The 13,834-nt window shown below is 71.9% G+C and carries 10 protein-coding genes; 3 read left to right on the plus strand and 7 right to left on the minus strand.

The genetic code is table 11. The annotated features are described in order from the left end of the window. Positions 1-77 precede the first annotated feature (77 nt). Positions 78-227: a hypothetical protein gene (locus tag ACWEQG_RS23830; RefSeq protein ID WP_452287835.1), complete on the minus strand. Its 150-nt coding sequence runs from the start codon at positions 225-227 to the stop codon at positions 78-80. Between the two features lie 349 nt (positions 228-576). On the opposite strand from ACWEQG_RS23830, the gene ACWEQG_RS23835 reads away from it, so the two are divergent. Continuing rightward, positions 577-1,506, plus strand: coding sequence for a hypothetical protein (locus ACWEQG_RS23835; protein WP_452287837.1), 930 nt, complete (start codon positions 577-579; stop codon positions 1,504-1,506). A gap of 120 nt (positions 1,507-1,626) precedes the next feature. On the opposite strand, the gene pgl is transcribed toward ACWEQG_RS23835, so the two are convergent. The 6 genes from pgl to tkt all read right to left on the minus strand — a co-directional run bounded on the left by pgl (position 1,627) and on the right by tkt (position 9,876). Next, positions 1,627-2,406, minus strand: a complete 780-nt coding sequence (gene pgl / locus ACWEQG_RS23840) for a 6-phosphogluconolactonase (protein WP_452287839.1) — start codon at positions 2,404-2,406, stop codon at positions 1,627-1,629. Next, complete coding sequence (locus ACWEQG_RS23845) at positions 2,403-3,326, minus strand: glucose-6-phosphate dehydrogenase assembly protein OpcA (protein WP_452287841.1); 924 nt, start codon at positions 3,324-3,326, stop codon at positions 2,403-2,405. The genes pgl and ACWEQG_RS23845 overlap by 4 nt, the downstream gene beginning before the upstream one ends. Positions 3,327-3,375: 49 nt before the next feature. Then, entirely contained in the window at positions 3,376-4,896 is a 1,521-nt protein-coding gene (gene zwf / locus ACWEQG_RS23850; RefSeq protein WP_452288203.1) for a glucose-6-phosphate dehydrogenase, read from the minus strand. A gap of 199 nt (positions 4,897-5,095) precedes the next feature. Beyond that, positions 5,096-6,721 (minus strand): glucose-6-phosphate isomerase, encoded by a 1,626-nt coding sequence (locus ACWEQG_RS23855; RefSeq protein ID WP_452287843.1) that lies wholly within the window; start codon positions 6,719-6,721, stop codon positions 5,096-5,098. A 7-nt stretch (positions 6,722-6,728) separates the two neighbouring features. Further along, positions 6,729-7,832 (minus strand): transaldolase, encoded by a 1,104-nt coding sequence (gene tal, locus ACWEQG_RS23860; RefSeq protein WP_363471742.1) that lies wholly within the window; start codon positions 7,830-7,832, stop codon positions 6,729-6,731. 10 nt (positions 7,833-7,842) lie between these two features. Continuing rightward, positions 7,843-9,876 carry a transketolase gene (gene tkt, locus ACWEQG_RS23865; protein ID WP_452288205.1) on the minus strand — a complete coding sequence of 678 codons (2,034 nt, stop codon included), beginning with the start codon at positions 9,874-9,876 and terminating at the stop codon, positions 7,843-7,845. 321 nt (positions 9,877-10,197) lie between these two features. Here tkt and ACWEQG_RS23870 point away from each other — a divergent pair, with 321 nt between their 5' ends. Together ACWEQG_RS23870 and ACWEQG_RS23875 are read left to right on the plus strand one after the other, a co-directional pair. After that, a complete protein-coding gene (locus ACWEQG_RS23870) occupies positions 10,198-11,151 on the plus strand; it encodes a heme o synthase (RefSeq protein ID WP_452287845.1) in 954 nt (317 codons plus the stop codon). A 432-nt stretch (positions 11,152-11,583) separates the two neighbouring features. Then, positions 11,584-13,812 (plus strand): protein kinase domain-containing protein, encoded by a 2,229-nt coding sequence (locus ACWEQG_RS23875; RefSeq protein ID WP_452287847.1) that lies wholly within the window; start codon positions 11,584-11,586, stop codon positions 13,810-13,812. The last annotated feature ends 22 nt before the right edge of the window (positions 13,813-13,834 follow it).

A 13,834-nucleotide genomic window follows, 5' to 3' on the forward strand; every position in this document is an offset into this window, starting at 1 on the left:
CGTCCTCACGGGTGGTCCTCCTGGTCCGGTGTAGCTCAGGGCACCGGACCAGGACGGGTCGCCGCAGGCGCGCGCCGTCACTCGGTGATGCACCACTCGACGAACTCCCGCGCCTGCTTGTCGTGCCACACAGCGATGGCGGGGGCGCTGTCCTGGAAGCCGGCCAGCGCGCCGAGGAGCAGCTCCGACCGCAGAGGGACGATCAACAGGGCGTGCCGCGTGTCCATGGACCGCCGGAGCTCCGTCACACAGCGTCAGAGCAGTGGACGGTCTGCTCACCGACTCGTTGCCCAGGAGAACGCGAGCGGACCGCAGCAGCGGGCGTGCGGTGAGCGCGAGGACATAGCTGCCCTCGGGCAGGAGCAGCGGCAGCTCCAGATCATCGGTGACCTTGCCGGCCATCCATTCCCAGAACGCGCCGGACTCGTCACCGGTAGCCCATTCCCCGATCGCATCCGTGATCGCTTCCCGCAGTGGCCGTCGGGACGATCCGCGATGTGGCGACGGCGGTCGACCGTCTAGGAGATCTCGCCGGTGCTGGTAGATCGGCGCGGCGAACTCAGGTACACGTGGTCTGTGGACTTCGACGAGGCGGCCGAGCGGCTTTATGGCATGGTGCCCGAGGAGTTCACGTCGGCTCGCGACGCGCTGGCGAAGGAAGTGAAGGCGGCAGGGGACGCCGTGCTGGCCAAGCGGATCAAAGGGTTGCGCAAGCCCACCGTCGTCGCCTGGGCCGTGAACCGGACGGCCCGGGGGCGCGGGGACGAACTCGGCCGGCTGCTCGACCTCGGCCGGCGGCTGCGGGAGGCCTGGCGGGCCCAGGACGCCGACGCCCTGGCCGAGGCCGGCCGCGACAGGACCCCGCTCATCGCCCGTCTCGTCCGGTCCGTACGCGAGGAGGCCGAGGCGGCCGGACATCCGCTGGCCCCCGCGGCCGACCTGGAGATCGAGCAGACCCTCGACGCCGCCGTGGTGGACGAGGACGCGGCCGAGCGGGTGCGCCGGGGGACGCTGACCCGTCCCCTGAGCTACAGCGGATTCACCCCCGCCCCCGTCGTACGGCCCGCTCCGGAGCCGGCCGCGCGTGCGGTGCGGAAACCCGCGAGAACCGCCGGGAAACCCGAGCGCCGCGAGGGTGAGGAGGAACGGCGGGAACGCGAACGGCGCGAGGCCGAGCAACGGGAGGACGAGCGCCGTCGCCGGATCGAGAACCTCGAGAACGCGCTCGCCGACGCCGAACGAGCCGCGACCGAGGCGGAGCGGGGCCGTGCCGACTGGGAGGCCGAGCGGGCCGAGGCCGTACGCGAGCACGAGCGGCGCACGGCCAAGGTCGAGACGCTCGCGGCCAAGCTGTCCAAGGCGAAGGACAAGCTGAATGCGGCCGAACACCGGCTGGAGGTCGCCCGCCGGGAGGAGACGAACGCCGAACGCGCCGCCCGCTCGGCCCGCGTACGCGCGGACGAGGCCCGCGCCGCCCTCGACGAGGCCCGGTCAGCCCACGAATGAAGATCCGGGCGTGCCCTCCGACGTCGAGGAGCCTCTGGCGGCGTGCACAGCCGGCCGGGACGTGGAACGGCCGGGCGGGGGAGTGCCCCGGCCCGGCCGTCATGCCACGGACTCCCCCGCTCAGGGGGAGGCGATCCTGCCCAGGCTGGGCGGGATCTTGTGCGCGGCGGCGCGGTCGAGCAGGAACAGCGTGCGCTGCCGCCCGCGCGCCCCGGCGGCCGGGACCTGGAACGGCCCGGCGTCGGACAGGGCCATCCGGACCGCCTGCGCCTTGTCCTCGCCCGCGGCGACGATCCAGATCTCCCTGGCGGCCCGCAGCGCCGGGAACGTCAGCGACAGCCGGGTCGGCGGCGGCTTGGGGGAGCCGTGCACCGCCACCACCGAGCGCTCCTCCTCGTAGACCGCGGGTCTGTCCGGGAACAACGAGGCGACGTGCGCGTCCGGTCCCATGCCGAGCAGGAGCACGTCGAACGATGGCACCGGCCCGTGGTCCTCGGGCCTGGCCGCCTTGGCCAGCTCGATCGCGTACGCGTCGGCGGCCTCCTCGGCGGTCATCCCCGAGTCGGGGCCGGGCATCGGGTGGACCCGGGCCGGGTCCACGTCGACGTGGTCGAGCAGGGCCTGGCGGGCCCCGGTCTCGTTGCGCTCGGGATCGCCGGTCGGCAGGAACCGCTCGTCGCCCCACCAGATGTCGAGCGCCCGCCAGTCGATGGCGTCGCGCGCCGCCGTCCCCGCGAGGGCGGCGAGCGTCGCGATGCCGACGGTGCCGCCGGTCAGCACCAGGTGCGCCGAACCGCGGGCCGCCTGGGTGTCCACCAGCCGCGTGATGAGGCGGGCGGCCACGGCCTGGGCCAGCAGTTCGGCGTCCCGGTGGACGATGACGGTGGGAACGCCGCTCACGCCCGTCCCCGCCCCTTCATCTCCGCCAGCCGACGGATCGCGGCGGCGTAGATGTCGTCGGGATCGAGCCTGCGCAGCTCCTCGGCCAGCAGCTCCGAGGTCGGCCGGCGGGCCAGGGCGACCCGGCGGTCGGGGTTGCCGGGCCGCGACAACGTGGCGAGCCTCGCGTCGGTCCTGCTCACCGTCAGCTCGCCGCCGTCCTCGATGGACAGCCGCACGCCCGTCAGGCCGGGGCCGGCGGAGTCGGCGACCTCGATCGGCACCTCCAGCCGGTCGCACAGCCAGGCGGCCAGCAGCGGCGCGCTGGGGTTGCCCGCAGCGGCCTCCACCACGCCTCCGGTGACCTTCCCGATGGGCTGGTCGAAGGCGGCGGCCAGCAGGCTGCGCCACGGCGTGAGCCGCGTCCAGGCCAGATCGGTGTCGCCGGGCACGTACTGGCCGGCCCGGGCGGCGATGGCCGACACGCCGTCCTGAGCCGACCTGGCGTCGGTGATACGGCGGCTGCCGAGGTGCCCGATCGCGGTCTTGGCGGGGACGTCCGGGCAGTCGCCCGGCCACCACACCACCACCGGCGTGTCGGTGAGCAGCAGCGGCGTGATCACCGAGTCGGCGTGCTCGGTCAGCTCGCCGTACAGGCGCAGCAGCACGACCTCGCCCGGCGCCGACTCGCCCACGCGGATCTCCGCGTCCAGCCGGTTGGGCTCGGCCGGGTCGCGGCTGATCACCATGAGGATGCGCGAGGGGTGCTCGCGCGCCGCGTCGGTGGCCGCGCGCAGGGCGTCGTACTGCCCCGCCTCGTCCACCACCACGACGAGCGTCAGCACCATGCCGACGGCGGGCGCGCCCATCTGGTGCCGCAGGCGGGTGAGCGTCGAAGAGATCTTCGACGCGGTCGTCTCGGTCAGGTTGAAGGTCGTCACACCGCTCTCCGCTCGATCCGCCCGGAACGCGCCTCGCCGGAAGCCGCGCTCACAGCCGCCTCCAGGCGCGTCCGTCCCTGGCCAGCATCGCGTCGGCCGAGGCGGGACCCCAGGAGCCGGACGCGTACCCCTCGGGCTGGCCCTGGGAGGCCCAGAACTCCTCGATCGGGTCGAGGATCTGCCACGACAGCTCCACCTCCCGCTGGTGCGGGAACAGCGGCGGATCGCCGATGAGCACGTCGAGCAGCAGCCGCTCGTACGCCTCGGGGGAGGACTCCATGAACGACTCGCCGTAGGCGAAGTCCATGTTGACGTCCCTGACCTCCATGGCCGTGCCCGGCACCTTGGAGCCGAAGCGCACCGTGATGCCCTCGTCCGGCTGGACACGGATGACCAGCGCGTTGTGCCCGAGGATCTCGGTGTCGTCCTTGCTGAACGGCAGGTGCGGCGCCCGCTGGAAGACGACGGCCACCTCGGTCATGCGGCGGCTGAGCCGCTTGCCCGTACGCAGGTAGAACGGCACCCCGGCCCACCGGCGGTTGGCCACCTCCAGCTTCACCGCGGCGTACGTCTCGGTGACGGAGTCGGAGGAGATGCCCTGCTCCTCCAGGTAGCCCACGACGGGCTCGCCGCCCTGCCAGCCCCGGACGTACTGACCGCGGGCGGTGCCGGTGGCCAGGTCGGCGGGCAGCTTGACGGCCCGCAGCACCTTCTCCTTCTCCCGGCGCAGCGCGTCGGCGTCGAAGGACGTGGGGTCCTCCATCGCGACCAGCGCGAGGAGCTGGAGCAGGTGGTTCTGGATCACGTCACGGGCCGCGCCGATGCCGTCGTAGTAGCCGGCCCGGCCGCCGATGCCGATGTCCTCGGCCATCGTGATCTGGACGTGGTCGACGTAACCGCGGTTCCAGATCGGCTCGTACAGCGTGTTGGCGAAACGGAGCGCCAGGATGTTCTGGACGGTCTCCTTGCCGAGGTAGTGGTCGATCCGGAAGACCGAGCTCTCCGGGAACACCGCGCTGGTGATGGTGTTGAGCTCCTGCGCGCTCTTCAGGTCGTGCCCGAACGGCTTCTCGATGACGACCCGGCGCCAGGAGCCCTCGGGGCCCTTGGCCAGGTTCGTCCGCTTCAGCTGCTCGATCACGAGCGGGAAGAACTTCGGCGGCACCGACAGGTAGAAGGCGTAGTTGCCGCCGGTGCCCCGCGTCTCGTCGATCTCCTTGAGCATCATGGCGAGCACGTCGAAGGCGCCGTCGTCGCCGAACTCGCCGGGGCAGAAGTGGATGCCCTCGCTGAGCTGCTTCCAGACCTCGTCGCGGAACGGCGTCCGCGCGTGCTCCTTGACCGCCTCGTACGTGACCTGGGCGAAGTCCTCGTGCGCCCAGTCGCGGCGGGCGAAGCCGACCAGGGAGAAGCCCGGGGGCAGCAGCCCCCGGTTCCCCAGGTCGTAGATGGCCGGCAGCAGCTTGCGCTTGGCGAGGTCGCCCGTGACGCCGAACAGCACGAGCACGCACGGCCCGGCCACCCGGGGCAGGCGCCGGTCGCGCGGGTCGCGCAGCGGGTTGGCCGCCATGGTCAGCTCGGTCGTCCCCGTCGTCGCGGCCTGCGCGGCGGCCAGGACCGCCCGCTCGGCGGCCGTCAGGTCGTCCACGGCCTGCTGCGGCAGCTCGCCTCCCGCCTGCCGGGCGTCGTCGGCGGGGGCCTGCGGCTCCTGTTGCTCCGTCATGTGTCCTCCCTGCGGACGGGCCCTACGCCTGTAACGCATCGCATCTTCAGAGCTCCTCCGCCACGGAGAGCAGATGCCTGACGCCGGCGACGCGGTCGGTGAGGTGCAGGCGGACCGCCGGACGGCCGCGGGAGGTCAGGGCTCCCAGGTCGCCCAGCGCCTGCGCGAGTTGCAGCCTGCCCAGCGTGTACGGCTTGCCGGGGACCTGGACGTCGTCGGAAACGGCCCCGGTGACCTGCAGGAACACGCCGGCCTCCGGCCCGCCCTTGTGGTACTGGCCGGTGGAGTGCAGGAAGCGCGGGCCCCAGCCGAACGTGACCGCGTGGTCGGTGCGGTAGTCGAGCAGGGCCCGCAGGGTGGCGACGTCGGCGCTCGCCCACGTCTCGGTCATCTCCTCGAAGGAGGCGTCGCCGACCACCGCGGCGTCGAACGCGGCCTCGCGGTCGAGGTACGCCATGACCGCCAGGTAGCCGCGCTCGGGGATCGCGCGCAGCAGCCAGGTGAGGACGTCGGCCAGGTTCTTCAGGTCGCCGGGCACGTCGCCGTACACCTCGACCGGGCCGTCGGTGAGCATCGGCGTGCCGGTCGGCAGCGGGCCGTCGCCGGCCTCCTGCAGGATCCTGGTGGTGTTCTCCTTCGACTCGGCCACGTTCGGCTGGTCGAACGGGTTGATCCCCAGCACCCGGCCGGCGATCGCCGTGGCGTACTCCCAGACGAGGAACTGCGCGCCGAGCGGGCCGTCGACGGTCGTGCCGCTGTCGGGGCCGATGGTGACCAGGAACTGGTCGCCGGCCTCGGCGGCCTCGGCGCCGACGACGGGCAGGATGCCCTTGCCCTCCTTGCCGGTCGACTCGGCGATGAGCTGCTCGATCCAGTCGGGCAGGCCGGTGATGTCGGAGGGCGCGTCGCGCAGGATGAGCTTGTCGCGGCCCTGCAGCGCCCGCGCGCCGAGCAGCGCGCCGAGCTCCAGGCCCGGGTTGCCCTCGTCCTGCGCGAGCAGCGGCGCCACCGCGGCGGCGTCGTCGAGCAGCTTGGCCACGTCGGCGCCCGCCAGGGCGCTCGGCACCAGGCCGAACGCGGTGAGCGCGCTGTAGCGGCCGCCCACGTTCGGGTCGGCGAGCACGACCGGGTATCCGGCCTCGATGGCCGCCCGCTCGAGCGGCGAACCGGGGTCGGTGACCACCACGATCCGCTCGGCCGGGTCGATGCCCGCGTCCAGGAACGCCTGCTCGTAGACGCGCCGGTGACTGTCGGTCTCGATCGTGCCGCCGCTCTTGCTCGCCACCACCACGACCGTGCGGTCGAGCCGGTCGGCGAGCGCGCGGCGGACCTGGTGCGGGTCGGTGGTGTCGAGGACGGTCAGCGGCACGTCCTCGGTGGCGCAGATCACCTCGGGGGCGAGGGAGGAGCCGCCCATGCCGGCGAGCACCACGTGGTCCAGGCCCGCGGCGCGGGCCCGCTCCACCAGCTTGGCGATCTCCGGCAGCAGCTCCCGGCTGGCGTGGTGCAGGCCCAGCCAGCCCAGCCGGATCGCGGCCTCGGACTGCGCCTGCGGGCCCCACAGCGTGGAGTCGCCCGCGGCGAGGGCCGCGGGCACCCCCTCGGCCACGAGCTTGTCCTTGACCGCCTTGACGGCGTCCGCCTCGTCGCCGAGGGTCACCTCGATTGTCATCTGTAGCTCAGGCCTTCCGCAGCTCGCCGTCGACGGTCTCGAGAAGCTCGCTCCAGGACGTCTCGAACTTCTCGACGCCCTCCTCCTCCAGCGCGCGGACGACGTCGTCGTAGTCGATGCCGGCCTGCTTGAGCGAGGCCATGACGTCCCACGCCTGCTGGTAGAAGGGGCGGATGGTGTCGCCCGAGATCCGGCCGTGGTCGGCCGAGGCGTCCAGCGTCTTCTCCGGCATGGTGTTGACGACCCCGGCCGTGACCAGCTGCTCGACGTACAGCGTGTCGGGGAAGTCGGGGTTCTTCACGCCGGTGGAGGCCCACAGCGGCCGCTGCGGGTGCGCGCCGGCCGCGCGCAGCGCCTGCCAGCGCGGCGAGTTCATGACCTCCTCGTACGCGGCGTACGCCAGGCGGGCGTTGGCCACGGCGGCCTTGCCCTTCAGCTCGGCGGCCTCCGGCGTGCCGATCTTGTCGAGGCGCTTGTCGATCTCGGTGTCGACGCGGCTGACGAAGAACGACGCGACCGACTCGATCGTGGCCAGGTTGAGGCCGTTGGCCTTGGCCTTCTCGAGCCCGCTGAGCCAGGCGTCCATCACCTGGCGGTACCGCTCGAGCGAGAAGATCAGCGTGACGTTGACGCTGATGCCCTCGGAGATGGCCTGGGTGATCGCCGGCAGGCCCTCGACCGTCGCCGGGATCTTGATGTGCACGTTGGGCCGGTCGACCAGCCACCAGAGCGCGCGGGCCTCGGCGATCGTCGCCTCGGTCTTGCGGGCCAGGCGCGGGTCCACCTCGATCGACACGCGCCCGTCGACGCCGCGGGTGGCGTCGAAGACCGGCCGCATCACGTCGGCCGCCCAGCGGATGTCGAACGTGGTGATCGCGCGTACGGCCTCCTCGACCGTCACCCCGCGGGTGGCGAGGTCGCGCAGCTGCGCGTCGTAGGCGTCGCCCTTGCTCAGGGCGGAGGCGAAGATCGTCGGGTTGGAGGTGACCCCGGTGACGTTCTTGTCGCGGATCAGGGCGGCGAGGTTGCCGGAGCGCAGCCGCTCCCGGCTGATGTCGTCGAGCCAGATGGAGACTCCGGCGTCGGTCAGCCGCTTCAGATTCTCATTCATCCTTCGTCCCTCAGTTTCCGGTCGTCTCGCCCTTGTCGGCGCCCGTCTTGGCCAGGCTGGCCTTGGCGGCGGCGACGACGCGGTCGGCGGTGAGGCCGAACTGCTCGTAGATCGTCTTGTACGGCGCGGAGGCGCCGAAGTGGTCGAGACCGAGCACCTCGCCCGCATCTCCCACGAACTCGCGCCAGCCGAGCGTGATTCCCGCCTCGACGGCGACCCGGGCCTTGACGGCGGGCGGAAGCACGGTCTGCTTGTAGGCGGCGTCCTGCGCCTGGAACCACTCCACGCACGGCATCGACACGACGCGGGTCGGGATGCCCTGCGACTCCAGGATCGTGCGGGCCTCGACGGCGAGCTGGACCTCGCTGCCGGTGCCGATGATCACGACCTCGGGCTGGCCGTTGGAGGCGTCCTGCAGCACGTAGCCGCCCTTGGCGACGGCGTCGGGGTCGCCCGCGCCGTCCAGGGTGGGGACGTTCTGCCGGGTCAGGGCGAGGCCCGCCGGGCGGTCGTTGTTCTCCAGCACGGCCTTCCACGCGGCCGCGGTCTCGTTGGCGTCGGCCGGGCGGACGACGTCGAGGCCGGGGATCGCGCGCAGCGCCCACAGGTGCTCGATCGGCTGGTGGGTCGGGCCGTCCTCGCCGAGGCCGATCGAGTCGTGCGTCCAGACGTAGGTCACCGGCAGCTTCATCAGCGCGGCGAGACGAACCGACGGCCGCATGTAGTCGCTGAACACCAGGAACGTGCCGCCGTAGGGGCGGGTGCCGTTGTGCAGGGCGATGCCGTTGAGGATCGCGCCCATGCCGTGCTCGCGGATGCCGAAGTGCAGCGTCCGGCCGTACCGGTTACCGGGGAACTCCTTGGTCTGGTACTCGTCCGGGATGAAGGACGGCTCGCCCTTCATCGTGGTGTTGTTGGACTCCGCCAGGTCGGCCGAGCCGCCCCACAGCTCCGGCAGCACCGGCGCGAGCGCGCTCAGCACCTCGCCGGACGCCTTGCGGGTCGCGACCTGCGAGCCGATCTCGAACGACGGCAGCGCCTTGTCCCAGCCCTCGGGCAGCTTGCGCTTGGAGATCCGGTCGAACAGCTCCGCCCGCTCGGGGTTGCCCTCACGCCAGCTCTGGTAGCCCTTGTCCCACTCGGCGCGCAGGGCGCGACCGCGTGCGACGACCTCGCGCGCGTGGCCGAGCACCTCGGCCGGGACCTCGAAGCTCTTGTCGGGGTCCATGCCGAGGACGCGCTTGGTCGCGGCGACCTCGTCGGCGCCCAGGGCCGAGCCGTGGATCTTGCCGGTGTTCTGCTTGTTCGGCGCCGGCCAGCCGATGATCGTGCGGAGCTTGATGAACGTCGGCCGGTCGGTCTCCGCGCGGGCCGCCTCCAGCGCGTCGTACAGGGCCTGGACGTCCTCCTTGTACTCCCCGGTGGCGGTCCAGTCGACCTCCAGGACCTGCCAGCCGTACGCCTCGTAACGCTTGGCGATGTCCTCGGACAGGGCGATCTGGGTGTCGTCCTCGATGGAGATGTGGTTGGAGTCGAAGACCACGGCCAGGTTGCCGAGCTTCTGGTGACCCGCGAGGGCGCTGACCTCGTGGCTGATGCCCTCCTCGAGGTCGCCCTCCGAGGCGAAGCACCAGATCATGTGGTCGAACGGCGAGGCGCCGGGCGCGGCGTCCGGGTCGAACAGGCCGCGCTCGCGGCGGGCCGCCATCGCCATGCCGACCGCGTTGCCGATGCCCTGGCCGAGCGGGCCGGTCGTGGTCTCCACCCCGGCCGTGTGCCCGTACTCCGGGTGGCCCGGCGTGAGGCTGCCCCACTGCCGGAGCGCCTTGAGGTCGTCCAGGGTCAGGCCGTAGCCGGACAGGTAGAGCTGAATGTAAAGCGTCAGGCTCGAATGCCCGCAGGAGAGGACGAACCTGTCCCGCCCCGCCCACTTGGGATCCGAGGGGTCGTGACGCAGGACCCGCTGGAAAAGAAGGTAGGCGGCGGGGGCGAGGCTCATGGCGGTGCCGGGGTGACCCGACCCCGCCTTCTCCACGGCGTCCATCGCCAGGGCCCGCACGACGTCGACCGCCTGCCGGTCGAGGTCACTCCACTCAAGGCTTGCGCTGCTCAACTGCTCGATCCCCTCTAGTTGTCGCGCCGTTCTGGCATTTCCCGCCCACAGGGGACCCTAACGGGTTCGGCGTAATACCGTTTGGTAGCCACCTCGGTAACGGCCCCATGCGGCCTCGGCCCCGATTGGGGGACCACCTGCGGTGGCGACTACAGTGATTGACCAAGTGCCGGCTGCTGCCCGGAGACAGGCTGCCCGGAGATCCGCCCTAATCAGAGGTTACGCGTTGACCCCGCACGTGTTGGAAGCGCCTTGACGGTCTTGACGAACAAGCAGACGGTGGCCCCCCTCGGGTCCACCGCGACGGCCACGGCTCCCCGCTCCCTGGGGGCGCTCGTGAAGGCCTACGTGGCGCTCACCAAGCCCCGGATCATCGAGCTGCTGCTGATCACGACCCTGCCGGTCATGTTCCTCGCGGCGCATGGCCTGCCCGACCTGTGGACCGCCACCGCCACCATGGTGTTCGGCACCCTGTCGGCGGGCAGCGCGAACGTCCTGAACTGCTACATCGACCGGGACATCGACCGGACGATGCGGCGCACCCGCAGGCGCCCGCTCGCCAAGCACGACGTGTCGCCGATGGGCGCGCTGGTCTTCGGTGTGATTCTCGGCACTCTTTCCACGCTCGGGCTCGCCCTCACGGTGAACGGGCTCGCCGCGGCGCTGTCGCTGGGCGCGATCCTGTTCTACGTCTTCGTGTACTCGCTGGTGCTCAAGCGGCGCACGTCGCAGAACATCGTGTGGGGCGGCATCGCTGGCTGCATGCCGGTGCTGATCGGCTGGGCCGGCATCACCGGCGGGGTGTCGTGGGCCCCGGTCGTGCTGTTCGGCGTCGTGTTCTTCTGGACGCCGCCGCACACCTGGACGCTCGCCATGCGCTACCGCGAGGACTACGCGGCGGCCGAGGTGCCCATGCTCCCGGTGGTCGCCACCGAGCGCCGGGTCGTCCAGCAGGTGGTCGCCTACACCTGGGCCACGGTTCTGTGCTCGCTGCTGCTGTGGCCGGTCGCCGGCACCTCCCTGCTCTACCCGGCCGCCGCGCTCGTGCTCGGCGTGGTCTGCCTTGTGGAGGTCCACCGCCTGCTCGGCCGGGTGAAGGCCGGCAAGACCGGCGTCGACCTGCGCCCGATGCGGTTCTTCCACTGGTCGAACATCTATCTGGCGCTGCTGTTCCTCGCCGTCGCGATCGACTCCCTGCTCGTCTGAACCTCCCTGCTCGTCTGAACCACCCGGATCGGCGCTCACGGCCGGTGGAGAGCCCTCCGCCCCGCCTGAGCGGGCCGGCATCGCCCGCCCTCCGCCGGCCCCGTCCGAGGGCGCCGATCCGTCGGTCCCGGTCACGGCGTAGCCGCCATCCCTCGCCCGGGGCGCCGTCCGCTCCTCCCCAGCCCTCGGTCACTCCCAGCCGTCGGGTGCGCGGTGGAGGAGACCCGGAGGTATGTCACCTTCCGTCTTCTGTCTCGGGTGTAGCCCTGCCTGGCGCTGTCACTCCCTTATGTGGATAATCTGCCCCGCACTGATCGAATATGACGTGAAGTAGGGCTTCGTGACCACTCATCCCCGACCTGGTCCCGGTTGGCGGTTCAGCGCACCGCCCGGGTGGCCGCCCTCTCCGGAGAACCGCGGCGAGGCCGGGATTTGAGCGGCGCCATCCCCCCTCGGCCGGCGGGCGATGGGTGGTCGTTCAACCCGCCGCCCGGATGGACCGTTCCCGACGACTGGGAACCTCCCGCCGACTGGGAGGGACCGGATCCGGACTGGCCCTCCGCACCGCCGTACTGGCTGTGGTGGAAGGAGCCGCCACGTCCTGCGGCTGTCGCAGCGGCGGCGATCGGTCCGCTGAACGCGGCCGACCCCACGAGGATCGGCGGGTACCGGCTGGTGGGACGGCTCGGATCGGGCGGCATGGGAGTCGTCTACGCGGGAGTCGGCGCCGACGGCCGCAGGGTGGCGGTCAAGGTCGTCCACCCGGCCTTCGCCGGAAACGAGGAGTTCCGCGCCCGGTTCGCGCGGGAGACCGCGGTCGCCGGCAGAGTCGCCGGTGCGTGCATCGCCCATGTGATCGAGGCCGACACCACGGCCGAGAAGCCATGGCTGGCCACCGAGTACGTTCCCGGGCCGACGCTGGACGCCTACGTCCGCGGACACGGCCCGCTGGCCGGAGACGGCCTGTACGGCCTGGCCGCCGGTCTGGCGGAGGCCATCGTGTCCATCCACGCCGCGGGCGTGGTGCATCGCGATCTGAAGCCCGCCAACGTCATCCTCGCGCCGGACGGACCGCGCGTGGTCGACTTCGGCATCGCCAGGGCCCTGGACGAGACCGCGATGACGAGCACCGGTGTGATCGTCGGCTCGCCCGGGTGGATCAGCCCGGAGGAGTACCGCGGGGACGACGCCGGGCCGCCCGCCGACGTCCACAACTGGGGCCTGCTGGTCGCCTACGCCGCGATCGGCGCTCCTCCGTTCGGGACGGGCCGCCCCGAGGTGCTCGCCTCCCGGGTGATGAGCGGCACGGCCGACACGAGCGCCGTTCCCGAGGGCCTGCGCGAACTGGTGGACCAGGCGCTCGCGAAGGCGCCCGAGGACCGGCCGGACGCCCCCGGGCTGCTCGCCCGGATCGCCACGCTCTGGCAGGAGGCGGCGCAGGAGGAGACCGCCACCCTGGTCGAGGACCCCGCGGGGGACGTCACGGCACGGCTCGACCGGACCTGGGTCCTGGCCGGCGTCGACGTGACGCCCTGGCCCTCGGCTCAAGCCACCCCTGACCCTGCTTCTGCCTCCGCTCGGCGCGGTCGCCGGGCATTGGCGGTCGCCGGTGCCGGTGTCGTCGCCGCGGCGCTGCTGATCTACGCGCTCCTTCTCCCGGACGCGCCATCGGCGCACCGGGAGGCGGCCCCCGGCGTCACGCGCACGCTGCCTGCCGCGGCCGGAGCGATCCCGGCCTCCGTCACCTCGCCGAGCCCCGCGGCGCCGCCCAGTCCACCGCCACTGGCCTACGCGGCGGCCGACAAGAACAAGCTGGTCGCTTTCGACTCGGAGACCGGCGAGGTGCTGAAGAGCGTCACACTGCCGGTCGAGGAGATCAGTGACTTCCGATTCGACCAGACGAACGGCACGCTCTATTTCACCGAGAACCGGTACGACGGGGACCCCGTCACCGGAACCCCTCTCGGGGGTCACCTCTACCGAATGGGGGAGAACGGAACGGCGGAAGTCATCGCCACAACCGAGAGGAAGGTCAGCATCGGCGTGATCGCCGCCCGCGGAGCGACCGTGGTCTACGCCTCCTTCGCCGCCGGAAAGGCGTCCTATGACTCGGAGACGAACCTCCACGTGGTGGAGAACGGCGAAGAAGTGCGGCGTGTCTACGTCGGTGCGATCGCCGTCATGGACCTCTCGCTGGCGCCGGACGGCAGCATCGGGGTGACCACGCATGATCTCGGCGCCGGTGGTACCACCCACGTCTTCGTCATCGCGCCGGGCAGAACCGACCTTGGCGACGGAGCGGAGGTGTCGCCCGGCGGTGATCCGGATTGCCGCTTGTCGGGGATCACGTGGGTGGGTGAGCAGTGGGTGGCGCTGGAGGACCGTCTCGAACGGGGAGGGGGGAAGTGCCGGGACGGCGCTCACCTGGTCGCGATAGATCCCGCCACGTACGAGATGACGTCGGTCGGCCCCAAACTGCCGAAGAACCCTCCCTACGCGCTTCAGGAGGATTTCTACGGACGGGTCTACGCCTGGGGGGCCGGGCGCTTCATCGTGAACGGATCGGAGTTCAGGGGCGTCCCGGGCCCTCGGTACCAGTGCGGCAAAGCCGAGGACTCCTGTCTCGAAGAGGGCGGGATCTGGCCTGCCGCCGCTCTCTAGTGCGCTGCCGGCCGGCTCCGGC

This window comes from Microbispora sp. NPDC004025 (genome assembly GCF_053604425.1).